The organism is Pseudomonas sp. LjRoot277, assembly GCF_964253845.1.
Taxonomy (GTDB): domain Bacteria; phylum Pseudomonadota; class Gammaproteobacteria; order Pseudomonadales; family Pseudomonadaceae; genus Aquipseudomonas.
The window spans coordinates 3,945,881-3,967,266 of the sequence record NZ_CAXURI020000001.1 but is presented as its reverse complement, the minus strand read 5'-3'; the positions used below and the strand labels follow the sequence as shown (position 1 = coordinate 3,967,266).

Below are 21,386 nucleotides of genomic sequence, written 5' to 3'. Positions count from 1 at the left end.
CCTGAAGCGCAGGTCCGTCGTGGCGCTGGTGCGCTGCACGATAATTATGGTCGATACTTTTCCAGAAAGTCGCCCGCTCGAAGTGCCTTCAAGCCTTGCTCGCCGGTTTCGCCGCGCGTTTGGTGCCCGTCGAGGGCTTGCGTTTGGCGGGCTGGCGTTTGTTTTTCCACGGTGTGGCACCGCGCCCGGCGGGGCTTGCCGGTCCGCTGATGGTCAGGCTCAGGCCGGCGCAACGGGCGACCTGTTTGCTCATCCACGCGGCTTGCTTGGTGACGAATTCTTCAAGGCTCATTTCACCACTCTGCACCATGTCCAGCGCCTGTTCCCAAATCGCCGTGGTCCCGGGGTCGGCGATGGCACGCGGCACGGCATCGATCAGGCTGAACGCGGCCGGGGTGGCGGCCAGGGCCTTGCCGTTCTTGATCAGATAACCACGGTCGAGCAGGCCCTGGATAATCGAGGCGCGGGTCGCTTCAGTGCCGATGCCGGTGGTGTCCTTGAGCTTCTGCTTGAGCAGGGGATCTTCCACCAGTTTGGCGACGTTCTTCATCGCCTTGATCAGATCGCCTTCGGTGAACGGTTTGGGCGGTTGGGTCCAGAGGTCCTTGAGCTTGACGTCGACCACTGCGCAGTCACGCCCTTCGGCCAATGTCGGCAATGTTTGCGGCGCCGGTGCTTCGCGGCCTTTGGCCGGGGCGAGGGCCTCGGGCAGGGCGCGCTTCCAGCCGGGTTCGACGATCTGCTTGCCGACGGCACGCAAGGCTTCACCGGCGCAGTCGAAGTCGGCCTGGGTCCGGTCGTATTCATGGTTGGGCAGAAACTGCGCCAGGTAACGCGCGCGGATCAGGGTGTAGACCGCCCGCTGCTTGCCCGCCAGCCGCTCGAGGTTTTTCGCCGCAGCCGTGGGGATGATGCCGTGGTGAGCGCTGACCTTGGCGTCGTTCCAGGCCCGTGAGCGGCGCTGAGGCTCCAGGAAATCGTTCAAAGCGTTCAGCGCCGGATCAGCCTGCCTCAGCGCGGCAAGAATCCCCGGCGCTTCACTGTGCTGACTCACGGGCAGATAACCGCAGTCGCTACGTGGATAGGTGATGACCTTGTGGGTTTCGTACAGGGCCTGGGCGATGTCTAGGGTTTCCTGGGCGCCGAGCCCGAGCTTCTTCGAGCAGACTTCCTGCAAGGTGCCCAGATCGAAGGGCAGGGGGGCCACTTCGCGCATCCGCTCGGTGCGCAGTTTGATCACCCGGGCACTCGCCGCACTGCCAATCGCCGTCGCGGCTTTTTGCGCCAACGCCTGATTCAGGCAGCGATCCTGATCGTCGCAAACTTCGGAGGCTGCACGCCACTGGGCGGTGAACGCGGTGCCGTCGTGCAGCAGTTGCACGTCGATGGCCCAATAGGCGACCGGCACGAAATCGGCGATGCTGCGGTCACGATCCACCACCAGGCGCAGGGTCGGCGTTTGCACCCGACCGACCGGCAATACGCCCTGATAACCCGACTGACGCCCCAGCAGTGTGAACAACCGACTCATGTTCATCCCGATCAACCAGTCGGCCCGCGAGCGCCCGAGTGCCGAATGGTAAAGGCTAAAGGTCTCGGCCCCCGGCTTCAGGGCTGCCAGCGCCTTGCGGATCGACGCATCGTCCAGCGCCGACAGCCATAGCCGCTGGATCGGCCCGCGATAACGGCAATGCTCCACGAGTTCCCGGGCGATCATCTCGCCCTCACGGTCGGCGTCGGTGGCGATCACCAGTTCGCTGGCCTCGCCGAGCAGCCGCTTTACCGCTTTGTACTGGCTGGCCGTGCGCGGTTTGACGGTCATCTTCCACTTCTCTGGAATGATCGGCAGATCCGCCAGCACCCAGCGCTTGTAACGCGCGTCATACGCATCCGGCGGCGCGGTTTCCAGCAGATGGCCGATGCACCAGGTCACCGTGACGTCCGTTCCCAGCCAGCAGCCGTCGCCACGACGCCTGGCGCCGAGGACGGCCGCAATGTCTTTGGCCTGGGAAGGTTTTTCACAGAGGTACAGCCGCATAACCACCATCGCTCATCAACTGTCGAGAGGCGGACAGAATGGCGGCTGATGAGCGAGGGGGCAATCTTTATCTGTATGGATGTACAGTCGGTGCGTTGCGATTCATTGCACAGGCTCCTCAGTAGTTCAGGTTAACCACCGGCTGATCCAGCTTCGCGCCGGGCTCTCGCCTGAGAATGGTCAGCAACGCTGCGGTAATCACGTTCACATCATTATCGAAGCCTCCGTGGGAGGTGTCCTTTTTGGTGCCCGCGCCATAGTTCATTTTCGGATCGTTGAAGATATGCAGGGTTTGCGCGAACGCTTCGGGAAGCCCGCGTCCCGTTGCGGCAAACCCGGTCGGAATGGTTTTGCCAAAGTAAAACTGGCTCCACTGTTCGGTCATGTTTTTGGCGGCGATGTTCCACTCCGCCAGATCGGGATTGCTGAAGTCCTGGCACTGCTTGTCCAGGCTCTTGGCCATGCCCAGCAGCGGCATGCGTTGCAGTTCTTCATAGGCCCGGGAAACGAGGTACAGCAGGGATTTGTGGTACACGCCGATGACGTTGTCATCCTGTTCGCGGCTGTCGGACATGATGTAGATGTGGAAGTCCTTGCGCTTGAGGCCTCCCCCTTCGATGACTTTGCGGTAGGTCTGGTTGGCGAAATCGAGGGTGCAGGCCGGGGCCATCAGCGTCGACGTTTCCGTGGGCAAACCCCTGGCCCACAGCAATTGAATCAAGTGGCCATTGATCAGGGAGCCCGCGGAATGGCCGATCAAATGCAGCTCGACGTTCTTCTTGCCCATGTCGGCGACCAGGTTTTTCAGCGACTCCGCCATTTCCACCAGTCCACGCGGGGTAAAGCCGGCGACGGCGGCAGCTTCGGCGTTCTGTTTCATCTGGCTCCACTGGTCGCCGCCGGGTTTTTTGGTCGCCAGTTCCAGCGTGCGATCAAAGCCTTCCACGGCTTTGTCCTTGATCGCCTTCAATGCATCGCTGATGCTGCCGGCCTCGGGAAATAGCCCGGGCAGGGTGTCCTGGACGATATCCGCCAGCGTCTCGAGAGCCCCGGTGCGCCAGGTGACAAACAGCGGATAGATGCCGTTTTCAAGGAAGTAGGGTGCCATCGCACAAATGCGATTGATCGAATCCTGCTCGGAATTGAGCCCGCCGTGGGCAATGACGGCGATGCGCAGCACTGGGGGTTTGTTTGCGGCCGGCAGCTTGTCGTACCAGGCACGAGGCGCCTCGTAGACGATGCGCTTGACGCCCGCCCGGACGTTTTCCACGTCGGTAAGGCGAGGGCCGATGCTGCCATTGTTTTCCATCACGATGGTCAGGCCGTAAGCCTGATCCTTGGTCAACAGCGGCGGCCCTTTGCGATCGGGCTCGCAGGCGCTGGCCGTGAACAGGGAAAACCCTTCGCGCTTGGCGCTGGAACTGGACAGCGCGCTACGAAACGGTGATTGAGCGCCATTCCTGGAACCTGAAGGGCGTGCGTTTTGCGATAGCGCGCCGCGTTCGATCGGCACCCCGAGGGCCACTGTCCAGGCGTCGGTGCCATTGGCCAGCCAGTCTTCGAACGTCAGGATGGCGAAGCCGGAAAATCCCCAGTCGGTTGACCAGGAGTTCTGCACGATGAACCCCTGACTGGTGTAGCCGATCAAGGCAAAGGCGTGACCGCCCTCACTGGCTGCCGGCCATTTGATGACGGGCAGCGCAGACATGCTCTGGAATTGCACCGTCGGCTGCTTTTTGCCTTTGGGCCGCATCAGTGCCCAGCCCTGATGCACATTGGCAGAGACGAAAAGCGCGCCGGCCTCATACAGCGCCGCCATCATGGCGGTGACATCGTCCTTCTCGACACGGTAGTAAACCCCCAGCGGCCGCGTCATGGCATCCATCGCCCAATTCTCCGCCGGTGCTTCAAAGGCCGGAACCGATCCGTCCGGCTTGACGGTATAGGGCCACAGTTCCTGCGCGCAGACGCCGTGTTTGTGCCAACCCTTCAACGCGCCGCGACAACTGGAACCCACATAATCCTCGCCTGGCCATTCATCATAGAGTTTGGCCAGATGATAAAGCTGGCGCGGACTTGTTTTGGTGGAGGCCCTGTCTCGCCGCCACAACAGAAAATTGACCACCGCCGCCAGTCCGAACCCGGTGCACGCGCCTTCGCTGCCCTGGTTGAGCACCATGTTTTTGTCCAGGTAGCCCGAGAGTTCGGAGGCAATGTCCTTGTCGGCGGGCCAGGAGGGCGGCAGCGACTGGACCCGTGGGGTAAAAATACGATCGCGCAGGTCGAGGCGATCCGGACGGGCGTCGAGGGTGATGATTTTCTGGTCGAGGGAAAACTGTGTGGCGGGCATGGTGAGACCCTCAGGTTTCTGAGACTCAAATCCCCACGCCATGCCACGACTGCCTGTCTGGGCAGCAGGGACGTCAACGGTTCTATTGATCGTAGACGATGTTCACCGGCTCTGAGCGTTTGCCCGCTTATCTCGGCATTTCGTTTTTGGCCTCGTCGGAACGCCGCATCGTCCCGTTCGGCTGCGAAGCCGTCGTGAGTGCAAAATCTGGGTTATACCTGAAAGTCGTGGTCTCAGGTTTTGGGGCTGCTGCGCCACCCACCGCGGGCAAGCGTCGCTCTCACAGGTTCATCACCGTCATGAGGAACGTATTTCATGAAAAGCACCGGTCCTAGTCCTGTCATCACCATTGCAGAGCAGCCGGGCTGCCTGCTTGTAAAGTTTCACGGTATTCAGGTGGCCGCTTCCGCACGGGCGCTGGTGTTGCTCGAGGCCAACTATCCTCCGGTGTATTACGTACCGCGGGAGGACATCGATGAAAAATACTTTGCCCGCACCGATCACACGAGTTATTGCCCCTACAAGGGCGATGCCAGCTATTTCAGTCTGCAAGTTCCGGGACATGAGGGCGCTAACGCGGTGTGGAGCTATGAAGACCCGAAAGTGTCGGTCGATCAGATTCGCGGCTACATGGCGTTCTATCCCGACCAAGTCACGTTTGAGGTACTCAAAGACGTCGAGTGAGGGTCGCTTTCCAGGCATCAACGAAAACGCCGCGCACGGGCGCGGCGTTTTAAGGTCAGGTGTTCAGCTCATCGAACAGCATCCACCAGCGTGGATTCATCAATCTGGCTAATCGAGGTCACCCCGGTCAAGGTCATGGCAACGCGCATTTCCTTGGCGAATATATCCAGCATATTCTCCACCCCGCGTTGACCATCGGCCGCCAGTGCATAAGCCATGGAACGCCCCAGCAATACGCCTTTTGCGCCCAGCGCCAACATCCGTACGACATCAAGCCCCGAGCGGATTCCCGAGTCGACCAGCACCGTCAAATCATTACCGATGGCTTGCATAATGGGCGGCAACGCCTTGGTGGTGGAGAGCACGCCGTCCAGCTGTCGCCCACCGTGGTTCGACACGACAATGCCGTCAGCGCCAAAGCTGACCGCGTCTCTGGCATCCTGAGGATCGAGGATGCCTTTGATGATCATCGGGCCTTTCCAGAACTCACGAATCCACTCCAGGTCACTCCAGCTGATCGAAGGGTCGAAGTTGTTGGCCAACCAGCCCATGTAGTCTTCGAGCGTGACGGCTTTGCCAAGGTACTTCGAAATATTGCCCAGGTCGTGTGGACGCCCCATGACGCCGACGTTGAATGCCCAGTCGGGTTTGGTCATGGCCTGAAGCATTCGCCGCGATGCCGCAAAAGGGCCTGACATGCCCGAGTGTGCGTCCCTGTATCGGGCGCCGGGCGTGGGCATGTCCACGGTAAACACCAGGTTTTTCACACCGGCGGCCTTCGCCCGCTCCAGTGCATTTTTCATGAAACCTCTGTCCTTCAACACATACAGCTGAAACCAGATGGACTGTTGGCTTTGTGCCGAGACCTCTTCGATCGAGCACACCGAAACCGTTGATAGGCACAGTGGAATGCCTTTATTTTCCGCCGCTTTTACCGCCTGTACCTCACCACGACGGGCGAACATGCCCGTCAGGCCGACCGGGGCCAATATGATCGGCATTGAAAGTGGTTGATCGAAGAGGGTGGTTTCAAGGCTCAGGGTTTCGACGTTTTTCAGAATGCGCTGACGCAGGCTGATGCCGGTCAGATCCGCGCTATTGGCCCTCAGCGTATGCTCTGCATAAGCCCCGCCATCAATGTAATCAAACAAAAAACGCGGGAGTTTGCGTCGTGCTGCCTCGCGATAGTCAGATGCGGATGAAATGATCATGGTGCCTCGGTCTGTGGAATGGCGGGGCCGCCGATGTCGTCGAGCTTACCTGTGGCGAGGGGATTTATCCCCGTTGGGCTGCGAAGCGGCCCCGATCCAGCCGACTCGATCGTTCTGACACACCGAGGCGGCTGGTTTAGGCCTGCTTCGCAGCCCAACGGGGATAAATCCCCTCGCCACAGGGGATTGTGGTGAGCTCAGTTGGTATCCAGGTCTACGTTCTTGGTCTCACGCAAACAGATCATGCCAACCACCAGGCTCACCCCGGTAATCAGCACCGGGTACCACAGCCCGTAGAAGATGTCCCCGGTGTACACCACCAACGCAAACGACACCGTTGGCAGGAAACCGCCGAACCAGCCATTACCGATGTGGTACGGCAGGGACATTGAGGTGTAGCGGATGCGGGTCGGGAACAGTTCGACCATCAGCGCTGCCAGCGGGCCGTAGCACATGGCGGAGATGATGATCAGCGCGACGATCAGCGCCACGATCATCGGTTTGTTGACCAGCTGGGTGTCGGCTTTTGACGGATACCCCGCGAGGGTCACGGCGCCACGCAGGGCCGCTTCATCGTAGCCTTCGAGTTTCACTTCACCAACGCTGACCTGCACGGCGCTGCCGGCCGGTGCGGCTTCGCTGTTGTAGGGAAGGCCCTGTTTCACCAGGAAGGTTTTGACCTTGTCGCACGGGCTATCAAATTTCGCCTTGCCCACCGGGTCGAACTGGAAGGTGCAGGTGGCCGGGTCCGCCAGTACGGTGATCGGTGCCTGACGGCTGGCCTGGTCGATAGCCGGGTTGGCGTAGTGGGCGATGGACTTGAAGATCGGGAAGTACAGCGCGGTAGCCAGCAGCAGGCCGATCATCAGCACCGGTTTGCGCCCGACTTTATCCGACAGCCAGCCGAAGAAAATAAAGAACGGTGCGCCGATGATCACGCTGACGATCAACAGACTGTTGGCCAGCGCCGGGTCCATTTTCAGGAACTGGGTGAGGAAGAACAGCACGTAGAACTGCGCCGCGTAGAAGGTTACGGCTTGCCCGGCGTTGATGCTGAACAGGGCGATCAGGACGACTTTAAGGTTTTCCCATTTGCCGAAGGAATCGCGCAGCGGCGATTTGCAGAGCTTGCCTTCTTCTTTCATTTTCACGAATGCAGGCGACTCGTGCAGGCTCATGCGAATCCAGGTCGAGATGCCCAGCAGAATGATCGAAAACAGGAACGGAATCCGCCAGCCCCAGACTTCGAACTGGTCACCGGTGAAGTAGCGGCAACCGAGTACCACCAACAGCGACAGCAGCAAACCGAGGGTCGCGGTGGACTGAATCCAGCTGGTGTGGAAGCCGCGTTTACCCATCGGCGCGTGTTCCGCGACATAGGTCGCAGCGCCGCCGTATTCACCGCCCAGGGCCAGGCCCTGAAGCATGCGCAGCACCACGAGGATGATTGGCGCAGCAATGCCGATACTTGAGTAGGTCGGCAGCAGCCCGACGCAGAAGGTCGCCAGGCCCATGAGGATGATGGTCGCAAGGAACGTGTATTTACGCCCGATCATGTCCCCCAACCGGCCAAACACCAAGGCGCCGAACGGCCGCACGATGAAGCCGGCAGCGAAGGCCATCAGCGCAAAGATGAACGCCGTGGTGTCGTTGACCCCGGCGAAAAACTGTTTGCTGATCACCGCCGCGAGGGCGCCATAGAGGAAAAAGTCATACCACTCGAAGACCGTCCCGAGCGACGAGGCGAAGATGACTTTCTGGGTTTCCTGGCTGGTGCCCGCGCTACGCACGGCTTCCAGAGGCTGAACATGTTCTGACATATCGGTATCCCTCACAGTGATTGTTTTTTTTGTTCCACTGGTGTTGCGTGTTCCTTGCAGGGTTAAAGCTCAATGTCCGTGAATCAAATACAAATCCCCTGTGGGAGCGGGCTTGCTCCGGGCGGCGTTCCGACGAAAGCGGTGGGTCAGTCGACCTCTATGTTGAATGTAAAGCCGCCTTCGCGAGCAAGCCCGCTCCCACAGGGGATAGGTCTACTGTCGAAGGGTTAAGGATCAGTTGTGCTGCCTTTTCGGCAATCATCAGCGTAGGCGAGCAGGTGTTGCCCGAGGTGATGCGCGGCATGATCGAGGCGTCGGCGATGCGCAGGCCGGGGATGCCATGGACTTTGAGTTGCGCATCGACCACGGCGTCCGCGTCGTTGCCCATGCGGCAGGTGCCGACCGGATGGAAGATGGTGGTGCCGATGCGGGCGGCGGCTTCGTGCAATTGTTCTTCGCTCTGCAAGCTGTCGCCGGGCAAGTACTCCACTGGATTAAACGCTTGCAGAGCCGGTGCGGCGACGATGCGCCGGGTCAGGCGAATGGCATCCGCTGCCACCCGCAAGTCCTCCGGATGGCTCAAGTAGTTGGGTTGAATCAGCGGTGCTTCCTGCGGATCGGTGGAGCGAATCTCGACGCGACCACGGCTTTGCGGGCGCAGATCGCACACCGACGCCGTGAAGGCGGGGAACGCATGCAACGGCTCGCCGAAACGCTCCAGCGACAGTGGCTGAACGTGGTACTCGAGATTCGCCGACGTCTGCTCCGGTCCCGAGCGGGCGAAGGCCCCGAGTTGGCTCGGCGCCATGGACAGCGGGCCGCTGCGGTCATACAGGTAACGCAGGCCGATGCCCATCTTGCCCCACAGGCTGCCGGCGATCTGGTTAAGGGTGCGGGCGTTTTCCAGTTTGTAGATCAGCCGCAGCTGCAGGTGATCCTGCAGATTGCCACCCACGCCGGGCAGCTCATGGGCAACGCCGATTCCCAATCGTTGCAGCAGCGGGCGAGGGCCGATCCCGGAACGTTGCAGGATGCTCGGTGAGCCGACGGACCCGGCGCACAGCACAATCTCTTTGCGCGCCTTGAAGGTTTTCGCCTGACCCTGCCAACGCGTACTGACCGCTGATGCACGGCCGTTCTCCAGCAGCACGCGGTCGACTTCGACATCGGTCAGCACGGTGAGATTGGGCCGGTTGCGGATCGGTTTGAGAAACGCCTTGGCCGCGTTCCAGCGAATCCCGGCCTTCTGGTTGACCTGGAAGTAGCCACAGCCTTCGTTGTCGCCCTGGTTGAAGTCATCGATGCTGGCGATGCCGCTTTGCTCGGCGGCGCTGCGGAAGGCATCGAGAATCGGCCATGACAGCCGCTGACGTTCGATCCGCCATTCCCCGGCGGCACCGTGGAATTCCGAGTCGCCAGCAAAGTGGTTTTCGCTCTTTTTGAACAACGGCAGCACGTCGTTCCAGCTCCAGCCGGGATTGCCATCAGCGGCCCAGCCGTCATAGTCGCCGGCCTGGCCGCGCATGTAGATCATGCCGTTGATCGAGGAGCAGCCGCCGAGCACCTTGCCACGTGGATAACTCAGGGCGCGGCCTTGCAGGCCGGGTTGCGCTTCGGTCTTGAAGCACCAGTCGGTGCGCGGGTTGCCGATGCAGAACAGGTAACCCACGGGGATGTGAATCCACGCATAGTTGTCGCGGCCGCCGGCTTCGAGCAGCAACACGCGATTTTGCGGGTCGGCCGACAACCGATTGGCCAGCAAACAACCGGCCGGCCCGGCCCCGACCACGATGTAGTCGTATTCATCCAGGGAAGTCTGCATCCGTGACCTCAATTTGTTGTTCTTGTTGTCGGTCATCCTAGTTGTTAGCTTTCGTCAAAAGAATGTTAGTTTTTGCGCAGCCGCTGTGCGTTTTTAAACAGCCCCACCTCAAGGACGGTTCATGTTCGACTGGAATGACCTGCGGTTTTTTCTCGAGTTGCAGCGCAGCGGGCGTCTGCTCACCGCTGCCCGCCGTTTGAACACCACCCACGCCACCGTGGCCCGGCACATCGAGGCCATCGAAAAGAGCCTCGGTACTGCGCTGTTTGTTCAGCACGCCCAGGGTTATGAGTTGACCCCGGCGGGCGAAGCGTTGCTCAAACATGCCGAAGCCATGGAAAACGTCGCGTTGCTGGCGCAGGAAGAAATTACTCAGTCCACGGCGCCGCTGGGCAAGATCCGCGTCGGCGTGACCGAAGGGCTGGGCATCATGTTCCTCGCCAGCCGCATGAACGGGCTGTTCGAACGTTATCCGGGGCTGGAAGTGGAACTGGTGGCGGTGCCGCGTTTCGTCAGCATCCTCAACCGCGAAGCCGAGATCAGCATCCACCTGGAGCGTCCGGCCGCCGACATGCTGGTCACGCGCAAACTGACTGACTATCGATTGGCGCTGTACGCCAGCCAGGAGTATCTGGATCGTTCGCCACCGCTGCGCAGCCGCGAAGACCTCGGTCGCCACGCCTGGATCGGCTATGTCGATGACTTGCTGTTCAGCCAGGAACTGATGTTCCTCAACAGCTTCTGCCGCAATCCGCAGGTGGTGTTTCACAGCACCAGCGTCATCGCCCAACAACAGGCCGCTCGTTCCGGGCTGGGGATCGCCGTGCTGCCTTGTTACATGGCCAGCGCCGATCCCGGCCTGGTGCCGTTGTTGCCGGATGAAAGCATCCAGCGCAGCTACTGGATCAGCACGCGGCGTGAGCTGCACAAGTCGGTGCGGTTGCGGGTGTTGTGGGATTACGTGGTGGGGTTGTGTGAGGCGGAGCAGGGGTTGTTGCTGGGATAAGGTTTGTCGTCCAGTCTATTGGATGACGACAAGGAGCGTTATCCGACACTCCGTCGCGATAAAGGGAGCTTGCAGCATGACCGAAGATACAAAAGTGAAAGGCCCGGCGTCGTACTTCCCGTCAATCGAGAAAAAGTACGGGCAGCCAATCAGTCACTGGCTGGATCTGCTGGGAACAGTGAGCGGTAAGAAGCATATGGAAATGGTGGCGTGGCTGAAGACTGAACATGGTATGGGGCATGGCCATGCGAATGCTCTGGTTGCGCATTATTTAGCGAGCGCTAAAACGTGAGCCACCTGTAAGTGCTCCTACAGGGGAGCGTGTTTCAGGCGAGGATTTCGAATGAGGTGCTGGCCAGGCGCTCCCCATTCACCAGCACGTGCACGGCGTGTTTGCCCACGTAGTGTTTGCGGGTGGTGAGTTCCTTGATCTGCTGGCTACGGGCAATGGTCTCGGTAGCGTTACCGGAAAGCGTCAGCGCCTTGAGCTTGAACACCTTCGCCGACGTGCTGCCATTGGCTTTGACGTAATCGATGGCGTAGTCGATCACCAGTCGCTGACTGTCCTGGACCGTGGATTTCACGGCGAAGGACAGGGTGATTTTTTCACCCAGGCGAATCACCGCCGGTTCCACCTTCACATCGATGATCTCGACCTCAGGCTTGCCACCCGCGCCAATGATCGCCAATGCGCGTTGGTTGCCCTGTTTGATCAGGCTGCGCAGGGCGTGTTTGGCGATCCACGCGGTGTGTTTGTTGTCCAGCGACCAGCCTTCGATCAAGTCCAGCACCCATTCGGGATGATCCTTGGTGATGTCGTTGAGGTGGTTGGCCACGGACTTGCGCACGTAGAGGCTGTCGTCGGCCTTGAGGTTGTCGAGGATCGCGGCCGCCAATGTCGGGTCAGCCTGAATCTGTTCCAGCCGAAACGACCACGGCAGGCGCGGTCGGCTGCCTTCACTGGCCAGGCGGCGGACATGCTCGTTTTCGTCCAGGGACCACTCGTGCATGACCGCCAGTGAGCGTTCGATGTCGCTGCGCAGGTAATGGCGGATCGCGAACTCCGCGGAGCCGAAGGTGGTGAAGTATTTCAGCGCCTCCATGGACTGTTCGAAGGCATGTGCGCCGTAGGTCGCGACGTAATGCGGTAATGAGATGCTGACGAAGCCGCTGTTCAGCCGCGGAGCGAGGGCGCGCAGCACTTCAAGCGTCTCTTCATAGCTCAACGGCAGGACCGCGTGCAGGCATTCGCTGACCCGGGCCATGCGCTGCATGATTGATAATTCGGCTAGCCCGTCGTTGGCCAGTTTCAGGAAGGCCTTGGTGTTGAACGCTGGGTAGACGGCGGTCATCTCGGTGGCGATGTGCTTGAGGCGGTCGGCGTTGAAGATTTCTTTTAGGGCGGGGGCGGGTTGGTTGGTGGTGGTCATGGGATGGGTTTGCTCGAATGGTTGTGTGTCAGTTAGATCCACCCCCTCTCCCCACAGGGGAGAGGGGGAAAGGGAGCCGATCTCCATTGCTTTCAAATCCTGAGTTCGACTCGATATCTCAGGTCGATGTAGCTCTTAAGAACAACTCGGTCAGTCCCCTCGCCCCCCTGGGGAGAGGGTTAGGGTGAGGGGTGATTCTCAAGCCTTACCCGATTCCTGTTCCCCCAACTGATCCGACTCAAACAATCTCGCCAGTTCCACCCGGGCTTCCTGCGCCGTCTGCAATACCTTCGCCGCATCGTCATAAATCGCATGCTGGGCCTCCAGCACCTGCTCGTCGTGATGCTTGAAACGCTTGATTCGCGCATCGGCCTGGGCTTGGGTCAAACCCAGGCCAACCAGCGTGCGCCGGCTCATTTCCAGACTCGAATAATAGGTTTCCCGAATGGCCTCGGCGCCAAGGTCCACCAGCCTATGCACATGCTGACGGTTACGGGCCCGGGCGATGATTTTGATGTGCGGATAGAGTTTGTGCACCAGTTCGGCGGTCTTGATGTTGGTGTCCGGGTCGTCGGTGGCGATGACAAAGTATTCCGCCTGCTCGACCTTGGCCGCACTGAGGATCTCCGGGCGCATCGGGTCGCCGTAGAACACCGGCACACCGCCGAAGCTGCGCGACAGTTCGATGGTTTCCACCGAGGTGTCGAGGGCGACAAACTTGATGTTCTGCGCGCGCAAAATCCGCGCAACGATCTGCCCCATACGGCCCATGCCGGCGATCACCACGCGTGGCGTGTCGGTATCGATCGCGCGGAATTTCTCCGGCACCACCACCGGTTGAACCCTGGGGCTGACCAGTCGAGCGCACACCAGCAACAGCAGCGGCGTCACCGCCATGGACAAGGTGATGGTCAGCACCAGCAAGTCGTACAGGTGCGGTTCGAACAGCCCCTGGTCGCGGCCGATCTTGAACACCACAAACGCAAATTCACCACCGGCCGCGAGTACGATGCCGAGGCGAATCGCACTGACCTTGCCCAAGCCACCGGCCAACCGCCCGACGACAAACAGCAGCGGCAGTTTGATTGCGATCAGCAACAAGGTCAGGCCCAGCACCGTGATCGGCGCGCTCAGGAGCAGACTCAGATTGGCGCCCATGCCGACGCTGATGAAAAACAGCCCCAGCAGCAATCCCTTGAACGGCTCGATTTGCGCTTCCAGTTCATGCCGGTATTCGGAGTCCGCCAGCAGCAACCCGGCGAGGAACGCCCCCAGCGCCATGGACACGCCGACCAAGTCCATCAGCCACGCCGTGCCGATCACCACCAGCAACGCGGTGGCGGTCGAGACTTCCGGCAAACCGGTCTTGGCCACCACCCGGAACACTGGGCGCAGCAGATACCGCCCACCGATCACCACCACCGCGATGCTGCCCAGCACGCGCAAGCCGTGATTGACGCCTTCGCCAGTGCTGCTGGTGTGATCGCCGCCCGCCAGCAACGGCACCATTGCGATCAACGGGATAGCGGCGATGTCCTGGAACAATAGAATCGCGAACGCCAAGCGCCCGTGGGGGCTGGTCAGTTCCTTGCGCTCGGCCAGGCTTTGCAAACCAAACGCCGTGGACGACAGCGCCAGGCCCAAGCCCAGCACGATCGCGCTGTTCAACGGTTGGCCGAACACGAACAACGCCAGCACACCAATCACCGAGCCCGTCAGCAGCACTTGCGCCAGGCCGACGCCGAACACCGATTTGCGCATCACCCACAACCGTCGCGGCGACAGCTCAAGGCCAATGATGAACAGCAGCAACACCACCCCGAGTTCGGAAATGTGGCTGACGCTTTGCGGATTGCCAATCAAGCCCAGCACCGACGGGCCGATGATCACGCCGGCAAACAGATAACCCAGCACCGCCCCCAGTTGCAGGCGCTTGGCCAAGGGAACGGTGAGCACGGCCGCGAACAGAAACACGACAGCGGCTTGCAACAGGTTGCCTTCATGGGGCATGACAAAAACTCCATTAACTCGGTACGGCGGGGGGGACAAGGATAAAGGGTGATGCTTCATGCGTCAGCCATGACATACAACGATGTTGCCTGATCCACCGCCTTCGCGAGCAAGCCCGCTCCCACAGTGGATCTCCAGCGAGCATGGAACTCGTGGGCGACGCTGATCAAATGTGGGAGCGGGCTTGCTCGCGAAGGCGGTGCATCAGGAGAAATAGATTTCGTTACATGTTGCATCAATTGGTTACATTCATAGGATAAGCTGATCAATCTTTCCCGTTCCCGAGTGCGCACCATGGCCATCAATTTCGACCTGAACGACTTGCAAGCCTTTCGCGCCGTGGTGGAGCAGGGCAGCTTTCGCAAGGCGGCCGACGCGGTGCGGATCTCCCAACCGGCGCTGAGCCGGCGCATCGAAAAACTCGAAGACGCCCTCGGTGTGAGGTTGTTCGAACGCACCACACGCAAGGTCAGCCTGACCCAGGCCGGACGCGGTTTTATGCCGAGCGTCGAGCGTCTGCTGGACGACCTGGATGTGGCGTTATTGGGCATCAGCGAAGTCGCCTCGACCCGCCTCGGCCACGTCACCGTGGCCTGCGTGCCTTCGGCGGCTTACTACTTCATGCCGCGAGTGATCGCCCACTACCACCGGCAGTTTCCACGGATCAAGGTCAAGGTGCTCGACTCCAGCGCCCATGAGGTACTCAGTGCGGTGGTCAACGGCGAGGCGGATTTCGGCCTGAGCTTCATGGGCACACTGGAGGCGGAAGTGGAGTTCGAGCCGCTGGTACAGGAAGGTTATGTGGTGGCGTGCAGGCGCGATCATCCGTTGGCCGGGCGCAGCAGCGTGACGTGGGATGAGTTTTATCAGCAGGACTACATCTCGTTGGACAAGACGTCCGGCAATCGCTTTCTGCTGGACCAGGCGCTCACGGGCATCGTGCCGCAGCGGCCGAGCATCTGCGAAACCCGGCATGTGACGACGATGATTGGTTTGGTCGAAGCGGGGTTGGGCGTGGCAGCGGTGCCGTTGATGGCGATGCCGGCGGCGGAACACCCAATCCTGACACGGGTGCCGCTGACCTCACCGCAGGTGATGCGCAGTGTCGGTTTGATCAAGCGCCGGGGTCGTACCTTGACCCCGGCGGCACTGGAACTGGAACGTCTGGTGGTGGAAATGAAAATCCAGGTCAGCGACTGACAGAGTCCAGCCCGGTGGCTTTCACATCTGGCTGAGCGGCGGTGGAGGCCAGGTAATCCAGCAATGCCTTGGCTTGCGCCGGGTGTTGCGCACCGACTGGAATGCCGGCAGCGAAACGCGTCACCGACTGCACCGACTCTGGAATCTTCGCCACAAAACTCACGCCCGGCACCGGCAGCAACTCGCTGACCTGCTGAAAGCCCAGCTGATAGTCACCGGTGGCAACCACCGAGCCCACCGGGATTTTCGCAACCATCGTTGACTTGGGTTTGAGCTGGTCTTCGATGCCCAGCCGTTTGAACAATTGTTCCTCGATGTACACACCACTGGCGCTGTCGGAATAGGCCACGGACTTCGCGTCGAGCAAGGTCTTTTTCAGGCCGTCGACTGAGCTGATGTCCGGCTTCGGCGCGCCTTCGCGCACCACCAGGCCGATCCGCGAGTCAGCCAGCTCGACCCGTGAGGCGGGATCGACTTTGCCTTGCTTGATCAGGTCATCGAGGGCGTAGCCGACCATGATCACCACGTCGGCTTTTTCACCGTGAGCCAGGCGATTGGGGATCGCTTCCGGCGCCTTGCCCATCGAAGGGCCGAGGGCGGTGTCCAGTGTGTTTCCGGTGGAGGCAGCGAATTTCGGGCCGAGAATTTTGTAGGCCGCGGTGAAACCGCCGGAGGTCATCACGCGGATCTCTTCGGCCTGGGCGACGCTGCTCAGACCGAGGGCGGCCACCAGTGCAAGGGCTGCAAAACTGAATAGCTTTTTCATGGTCATTTTCTCGAAAGGGGGGCTCAAGACATCGCCGGTTGCAAGCGACCGGTCGAACGGCGATAGAGATACAGCGTCGCGCACAGGGCACACAGCGCGGCAAAACTCATCCAGTAACCGGGTGCAGCCTTGTCGCCGGTGTACTGGATCAGAAAGGTCGACATCGCCGGGGTGAAACCACCGAACACCGCCGTGGCCAGGCTATAAGCCAGGGAGAAACCGGCGACCCGCACTTCGACTGGCATGATTTCCGTCAGCGCGGCAATCATCGCGCCGTTGTACAACCCGTAAATGAACGACAACCACAGCAGCACCAACAGCATGTTGATGAAGCTCGGCGCCTGCACCAGATACGTCAGCGCCGGATAGGCCGTGGCCAAGGTCAGCAGGGCCATGGTAATCAGCACCGGACGACGGCCGATGCGGTCCGACAGTGCACCGCCAATCGGCAGCCAGAAGAAGTTCGAAACGCCTACCAGCAAGGTCACCAGCAGCGCATCAGACGTGCTCAGGTGCAGCACGGTTTTGCCGAAGGTCGGTGCGTACACGGTGATCAGGTAAAACGCAGTGGTGGTCAGGGCGACCATCATCATTCCGGCGAACACAATCACCCAGTTCTGCGCCAACGTGCGGAACACATCGCCCATGCTCGGGCGGTGTTTGCGGGCGGCGAACGCTTCGGTTTCCTCAAGGTTGCGGCGCAGGAAGAAAATGAACGGCACGATCATGCAGCCGACGAAAAACGGAATCCGCCAGCCCCAATCGGCAATCATCGCCGGCGCCATCCATTGGTTCAGGCCATAGCCCAACGCCGCCGCGACAATGATCGCCACTTGCTGGCTGGCCGACTGCCAACTGGTGAAAAAGCCTTTGTTGCCGGGCGTGGCGATCTCCGAGAGGTACACCGAGACGCCACCCATTTCTGCGCCGGCCGAGAAGCCTTGCAGCAAGCGGCCGATCAACACGATGGCCGGGGCGAACAGCCCGATGGTTTCATAGCCGGGCACCAGCACAATCAAAATCGTGCCGCTGGCCATGATCGACAGGGTGACGATCAACCCTTTGCGCCGGCCCACATCATCGATGTAAGCACCCAGCACTACGGCGCCCAACGGTCGCATCAGAAAGCCTGCGCCGAACACCGCGAAGGTCATCATCAGCGAGGCGAACTCGCTGCTGGCCGGGAAGAACACGGCAGCAATCTGCGTGGCGTAAAAGCCGAAAAGGAAGAAGTCGAATTGTTCGAGGAAGTTGCCCGAGGTAACCCGGAAAATCGCACTGGCCCGGGAGCGACCGGAAGTCGCGGGCCGTTGGGTTGATGCTGTCATAGACGTGTACTCCACCGCTTTTATGACGTGCACCGCCTGGACGCGGCGCACGGTTCTTATTGGGGCGGATAGTGGAGCAGGGTGATCGATATGTTAATTGCATTGTTGGCATGTATTAATGCGTGAAGCGGATCAATGCGAATGCGCAGCCCTGCGAATCAATTTGTAGTCGTTGGCGCGATATCGTGTTGCGCAAACAGCACAGGCGGCATGGGGCAGTCCAGCAGGTCTGCGATTGCCCGCATCAATTGCGCTTCCGCCACGGTGACCTTGCCGTCATGCTCCACACAGCGAACCAAGGCGTTCAACAGGGCGGGTTTTTCCTCAGGCATAAGGTGACGCAGGCGCTTGAGTGCCGCTTCGAGGTTTTCCAGTTCGCTCGGCAGTTCGTGCCCGCGTTCGAACGGCAGGCCTTCCCAGGCGTATTCAAGGGCTGCTAAAGCGTCTTTCGGGTCTGGCTGGCCCGCGATGGCCAGGGTGCTCAGCAGTACGGTGAGCTCGTCGGCGCACTGGAACAAACCGAACTTGAATTGAACGGCGGGCGCGCCTTCGACGTTGCGCTCGACGATGCGCAGAAGGGTCCACTCCAGCAAATCGACGTCGTTATCGGCTTCAATCAACAGGCTCAAGTTACGTTTAACCGCCGCAAAGGGTTTTTTACCGAGCTGCTTGAGGCTCGGTATCGCCAGATCCAGCAGCGGTAAACGCAACCCGGGGTTGAGGGTCGAGAGCGAATCGCGCAACAGGTCCAGGGTATTGAACACCGTGCTGTCGACCTGTGGCTGCAGCGTCTCGAGTTGCATCGCCAGCAGCGGCGCGGAAGGTGATAACACCAGACCATAGAGCAAGGCCTCGGCGCCGTCAGTACTGCGAGCCGCGAGTTTGAGCGCCTGCGGAATGTCTTCCAGCAACCGGCGAGCCTCGGTGATGTGCTCGGGCTGTGGGGAACCGATCATCGCGATCGACGCCTGCACTGCGCTGACGTCGTAGAGCACCGCTGTGGCGGCAGCGGGCAAACCACTGAAGGCGTCAGACACCGGCAATACCATTGCGACGTCCATCGCCGCCAGCGCCGGTGCTTCGATTATCGGGAAGCTGCCGTCCCAATGCGCGTCAATGCGCCGGATGCGCTCACTCAGTTCAGGGTGGGTCGAGAACATGCCATCTATCGCCGTCGACACGCCCGCGCCAAAGTACAAGTGACTGAATTCGGCGGCAACGGGCGATTTGAGGTTCGAACCCTGTTCATACCCGCCGATCTTTTTCAGCGCGCCGCTAATGCTTTGCGGGTTTCGGGTGAACTGCACCGCAGTCGCATCGGCCAGGAACTCTCGTTGTCGGCTGACGGATGCCTTGATCAGATTGCCAAAAAAGCTTCCGGCAAACCCGACCACACACAGCACCATGCCCACGACGAAAGGCAGCAGCACCAAGCGGCGGATTGCCACTTGGTCGACCTTTTCCAGTTTGCGCAAAATGAAACCGCCCGTCAGGCTAAGCACCAGAATCCCGTGGACGATGGCGATCAGTCGGGTATTGAGGCGCATGTCACCGTTGTAGATGTGGCTGAACTCGTGGGCGATCACGCCTTGCAACTCATCACGAGAGAGCAGCGAGATCGCCCCCTGCGTGACGCCGATGACGGCATCCTGAGGCGTGAAACCGGCGGCGAAGGCGTTGATGCCGGGTTCCGGCAGCAGGTACACCGACGGCACAACGGTGCCCGAGGCGAGGGCCATTTCTTCAACCACGTTAAGCAGCCGCTGTTCTTCCAGGGTGCGTGCACTGTGGTTGATCAAGCGGCCCCCGAGGCGCCGGGCGACCACTTTACCGCCTGTGGCGAGCTCGGAATATTTCGCCACACTGCCCAGCAGCACAATGCTCAATACGACCGCCGAAACCACCGTGACGAGCCGCAAGTCCAGGGTCAGGTATTGTCGCAGGACGTAGGGGATTTCTTCCATTGGCAGGGTCAATGCCAGGCAGGTGATGGCGATCAGGCTGAACACGGCCAGCGTCATCAACAACACGAGCAGCACTGTGCGGCGCTTGGCCTGGCGCTGTTGTTCAAAAAAATTCATGGGTCCGTCCGTGGATAAGGGGCGTCAAAAAGAGACTTTCGGAGCGTCCTGAATCACCGCGCTGTCGGCAAATTCCAGCAGGCTGGCGTCGGCGCCATGGCCGAAGATGGCAGCCAGCAGCACGGCCGGGAAGCTCTGCTTGAGCGTGTTGTAGGCCATGACCGCATCGTTGAACGCCTGACGGGCGAACGCCACCTTGTTTTCGGTGCTGCTCAACTCTTCACTGAGCTGCTGCATGTTCTGCGAGCCCTTGAGATCGGGATAAGCTTCCATCGTCACATTCAGGCGTCCCATGGCGCTATTGAGCGCACCGTCCGCAAGGCTCAATTGCGCGATGCTGCCCGCATCACCCGGTTGTGCCCGGGCGGCCTGGAGTCCGGCCAGTGCGGTGTTGCGCGCGGCGATGACAGCTTCAAGGGTGCCACGCTCGTGGGCCAGATAGCCCTTGGCGGTTTCCACCAGATTGGGGATCAGGTCGTAGCGACGCTTGAGCTGCACTTCAACCTGGGCGAAGGCATTCTTGAATTGGTTGCGGCGGGCGACCAAGGCGTTGAAGACGCCAATGGCATAGAGAATGAAGAGGGCCAGAATGACCAGAATAACGGCGCTGGAAGCTGCCATGTGATGTCCTTATCAGCGTGCGGGATGGGGCGCGGGATGTTATCTGAAATCAGCAGGTTTGGCTGCTGCCGGTCGCCCCGATTGAAATGATTGGGCGTCACTACGGTCCCGGATCGGGTACCACGAATTTACTGGGGGTTCATCGATGAACAACAAGACCCTTATCGCCAGCCTCGCCCTTGTCGCAGGCATTGCCGGTATCCAGCCCGATCGTTCAAGCGGATGACCCACCGCAAATAACCGTTCAGCCAGGGGTTAACAACTCCCAGGATTTAGTGGTCGCGCCCGCGCCCCGGACGTTTTTCAGCGCAGCGCAAAGGCCTTGAGTAACTGGAAACAGAAAGGTCTGAAAGCCCCGAAGGGGCAGGCGCAATGAGTGCAGAACAACGACAAGTACATGATGGTGATGATTACTAACGGGACGATTATTGCTATCACGCCAGTGGAGCGTTAAACCGCCAGCAACAATTGGCCATCGAGGGTTGATTGAAATTGCCAGCGGTTCCGGTAAAGCTCTGCGGCGATTTCATTGACTGGATGTCAGGAGCGACTCGTTGGAAAAGAAACCCCTTTACCGCAAGGTTAATACCCGCACTTGGGGTGTCCGGTGTAACGAAATCACGGGGCATTACCGGCATCAGCGCAATACCAAGACTGAAATCCAGAACGATGCGCTCCGGGGATCGATGCATGGGACTCGTCTGCACGGGTTCGATTACACGCCGTTGTTCCGGTTTTTGCTGTCCCGCGTCGGTGGGCGGTGGGATGAAGTGTTCAGCGAAGCGGTGGCTCGCCTCGATCGGCCTGAACCGGTGTTCTGGATGGTGGCTCTGCATGAAAACGAAAGGCAGGAGCAGGTGCGATTGGGGGAGTCGAGCTACTTCAGTGGCTTGTATGTCGATGATCAAGGGTGTCTGCGGATCGTCAATCCCGAGCTGACGGCCGAGCGCATGACACCTAATTGTTATTGCTGCACCCACACCTTCAACGGCATTCCATTCGGCCAGCGCAAGGATTGA

Annotated in this window: 16 protein-coding genes; 5 read left to right on the top strand and 11 right to left on the bottom strand. The window is 60.2% G+C overall.

Translation table 11 applies throughout. The features are described 5' to 3' along the window. Positions 1-88: 88 nt before the first annotated feature. On the bottom strand, positions 89-2,038 hold the full coding sequence (locus tag ACSQ87_RS18600; RefSeq protein WP_436274041.1) for a DNA topoisomerase III: 1,950 nt from the start codon (positions 2,036-2,038) through the stop codon (positions 89-91). Between the two features lie 118 nt (positions 2,039-2,156). Next, complete coding sequence (locus ACSQ87_RS18595; protein WP_436274040.1) at positions 2,157-4,388, bottom strand: C1 family peptidase; 2,232 nt, start codon at positions 4,386-4,388, stop codon at positions 2,157-2,159. 315 nt (positions 4,389-4,703) lie between these two features. Here ACSQ87_RS18595 and ACSQ87_RS18590 point away from each other — a divergent pair, with 315 nt between their 5' ends. Further along, on the top strand, positions 4,704-5,072 hold the full coding sequence (locus ACSQ87_RS18590; protein ID WP_046048949.1) for a DUF427 domain-containing protein: 369 nt from the start codon (positions 4,704-4,706) through the stop codon (positions 5,070-5,072). 68 nt (positions 5,073-5,140) lie between these two features. Here ACSQ87_RS18590 and lldD read toward each other — a convergent pair whose 3' ends face one another. The 3 genes from lldD to ACSQ87_RS18575 form a co-directional block, all read right to left on the bottom strand. Beyond that, positions 5,141-6,283 (bottom strand): FMN-dependent L-lactate dehydrogenase LldD, encoded by a 1,143-nt coding sequence (lldD, locus tag ACSQ87_RS18585; RefSeq protein ID WP_129444902.1) that lies wholly within the window; start codon positions 6,281-6,283, stop codon positions 5,141-5,143. 197 nt (positions 6,284-6,480) lie between these two features. Further along, positions 6,481-8,103, bottom strand: a complete 1,623-nt coding sequence (locus tag ACSQ87_RS18580; protein WP_436274039.1) for an MFS transporter — start codon at positions 8,101-8,103, stop codon at positions 6,481-6,483. A gap of 157 nt (positions 8,104-8,260) precedes the next feature. After that, on the bottom strand, positions 8,261-9,925 hold the full coding sequence (locus tag ACSQ87_RS18575) for a GMC family oxidoreductase (protein ID WP_436274038.1): 1,665 nt from the start codon (positions 9,923-9,925) through the stop codon (positions 8,261-8,263). Positions 9,926-10,046: 121 nt separating this feature from the next. Between ACSQ87_RS18575 and ACSQ87_RS18570 the strand changes: the two genes are divergently transcribed. Beyond that, the gene (locus tag ACSQ87_RS18570; RefSeq protein ID WP_150657463.1) at positions 10,047-10,931 is read left to right on the top strand and encodes a LysR family transcriptional regulator; all 885 of its coding nucleotides are present in this window, start codon (positions 10,047-10,049) and stop codon (positions 10,929-10,931) included. Positions 10,932-11,007: 76 nt separating this feature from the next. Further along, positions 11,008-11,223, top strand: coding sequence for a DUF4287 domain-containing protein (locus ACSQ87_RS18565; RefSeq protein ID WP_223430929.1), 216 nt, complete (start codon positions 11,008-11,010; stop codon positions 11,221-11,223). 34 nt (positions 11,224-11,257) lie between these two features. Here ACSQ87_RS18565 and ACSQ87_RS18560 read toward each other — a convergent pair whose 3' ends face one another. Further along, the gene (locus ACSQ87_RS18560; protein WP_436274037.1) at positions 11,258-12,361 is read right to left on the bottom strand and encodes a DNA alkylation repair protein; all 1,104 of its coding nucleotides are present in this window, start codon (positions 12,359-12,361) and stop codon (positions 11,258-11,260) included. A 198-nt stretch (positions 12,362-12,559) separates the two neighbouring features. Next, a complete protein-coding gene (locus ACSQ87_RS18555) occupies positions 12,560-14,371 on the bottom strand; it encodes a monovalent cation:proton antiporter-2 (CPA2) family protein (RefSeq protein ID WP_436274036.1) in 1,812 nt (603 codons plus the stop codon). Positions 14,372-14,665: 294 nt separating this feature from the next. Between ACSQ87_RS18555 and ACSQ87_RS18550 the strand changes: the two genes are divergently transcribed. Next, positions 14,666-15,571 (top strand): LysR family transcriptional regulator, encoded by a 906-nt coding sequence (locus ACSQ87_RS18550; RefSeq protein ID WP_436274035.1) that lies wholly within the window; start codon positions 14,666-14,668, stop codon positions 15,569-15,571. On the opposite strand, the gene ACSQ87_RS18545 is transcribed toward ACSQ87_RS18550, so the two are convergent. From ACSQ87_RS18545 to ACSQ87_RS18530, 4 genes are all read right to left on the bottom strand, one after another. Beyond that, positions 15,561-16,337: a substrate-binding domain-containing protein gene (locus ACSQ87_RS18545; protein ID WP_436274034.1), complete on the bottom strand. Its 777-nt coding sequence runs from the start codon at positions 16,335-16,337 to the stop codon at positions 15,561-15,563. The two genes, ACSQ87_RS18550 and ACSQ87_RS18545, sit on opposite strands and share 11 nt — an antisense overlap. A gap of 23 nt (positions 16,338-16,360) precedes the next feature. Beyond that, the gene (locus ACSQ87_RS18540) at positions 16,361-17,665 is read right to left on the bottom strand and encodes an MFS transporter (protein WP_436274033.1); all 1,305 of its coding nucleotides are present in this window, start codon (positions 17,663-17,665) and stop codon (positions 16,361-16,363) included. 158 nt (positions 17,666-17,823) lie between these two features. After that, the gene (locus ACSQ87_RS18535; RefSeq protein ID WP_223430921.1) at positions 17,824-19,746 is read right to left on the bottom strand and encodes a M48 family metallopeptidase; all 1,923 of its coding nucleotides are present in this window, start codon (positions 19,744-19,746) and stop codon (positions 17,824-17,826) included. 24 nt (positions 19,747-19,770) lie between these two features. Then, positions 19,771-20,367, bottom strand: a complete 597-nt coding sequence (locus ACSQ87_RS18530) for a LemA family protein (RefSeq protein ID WP_223430920.1) — start codon at positions 20,365-20,367, stop codon at positions 19,771-19,773. Between the two features lie 554 nt (positions 20,368-20,921). Between ACSQ87_RS18530 and ACSQ87_RS18525 the strand changes: the two genes are divergently transcribed. Further along, positions 20,922-21,386 (top strand): hypothetical protein, encoded by a 465-nt coding sequence (locus ACSQ87_RS18525; RefSeq protein ID WP_436274032.1) that lies wholly within the window; start codon positions 20,922-20,924, stop codon positions 21,384-21,386.

Excerpts from the sequence above, each read along its gene's own strand:
- ACSQ87_RS18545 (WP_436274034.1), bottom strand. The coding sequence starts at position 16,337 with ATGAAAAAGCTATTCAGTTTTGCAGCCCTTGCACTGGTGGCCGCCCTC.
- lldD (WP_129444902.1), bottom strand. The coding sequence starts at position 6,283 with ATGATCATTTCATCCGCATCTGACTATCGCGAGGCAGCACGACGCAAA.
- ACSQ87_RS18595 (WP_436274040.1), bottom strand. The coding sequence starts at position 4,388 with ATGCCCGCCACACAGTTTTCCCTCGACCAGAAAATCATCACCCTCGAC.
- ACSQ87_RS18600 (WP_436274041.1), bottom strand. The coding sequence starts at position 2,038 with ATGCGGCTGTACCTCTGTGAAAAACCTTCCCAGGCCAAAGACATTGCG.
- ACSQ87_RS18565 (WP_223430929.1), top strand. The coding sequence starts at position 11,008 with ATGACCGAAGATACAAAAGTGAAAGGCCCGGCGTCGTACTTCCCGTCA.
- ACSQ87_RS18590 (WP_046048949.1), top strand. The coding sequence starts at position 4,704 with ATGAAAAGCACCGGTCCTAGTCCTGTCATCACCATTGCAGAGCAGCCG.
- ACSQ87_RS18550 (WP_436274035.1), top strand. The coding sequence starts at position 14,666 with ATGGCCATCAATTTCGACCTGAACGACTTGCAAGCCTTTCGCGCCGTG.
- ACSQ87_RS18535 (WP_223430921.1), bottom strand. The coding sequence starts at position 19,746 with ATGAATTTTTTTGAACAACAGCGCCAGGCCAAGCGCCGCACAGTGCTG.
- ACSQ87_RS18575 (WP_436274038.1), bottom strand. The coding sequence starts at position 9,925 with ATGCAGACTTCCCTGGATGAATACGACTACATCGTGGTCGGGGCCGGG.
- ACSQ87_RS18580 (WP_436274039.1), bottom strand. The coding sequence starts at position 8,103 with ATGTCAGAACATGTTCAGCCTCTGGAAGCCGTGCGTAGCGCGGGCACC.
- ACSQ87_RS18540 (WP_436274033.1), bottom strand. The coding sequence starts at position 17,665 with ATGACAGCATCAACCCAACGGCCCGCGACTTCCGGTCGCTCCCGGGCC.
- ACSQ87_RS18560 (WP_436274037.1), bottom strand. The coding sequence starts at position 12,361 with ATGACCACCACCAACCAACCCGCCCCCGCCCTAAAAGAAATCTTCAAC.
- ACSQ87_RS18530 (WP_223430920.1), bottom strand. The coding sequence starts at position 20,367 with ATGGCAGCTTCCAGCGCCGTTATTCTGGTCATTCTGGCCCTCTTCATT.
- ACSQ87_RS18555 (WP_436274036.1), bottom strand. The coding sequence starts at position 14,371 with ATGCCCCATGAAGGCAACCTGTTGCAAGCCGCTGTCGTGTTTCTGTTC.
- ACSQ87_RS18570 (WP_150657463.1), top strand. The coding sequence starts at position 10,047 with ATGTTCGACTGGAATGACCTGCGGTTTTTTCTCGAGTTGCAGCGCAGC.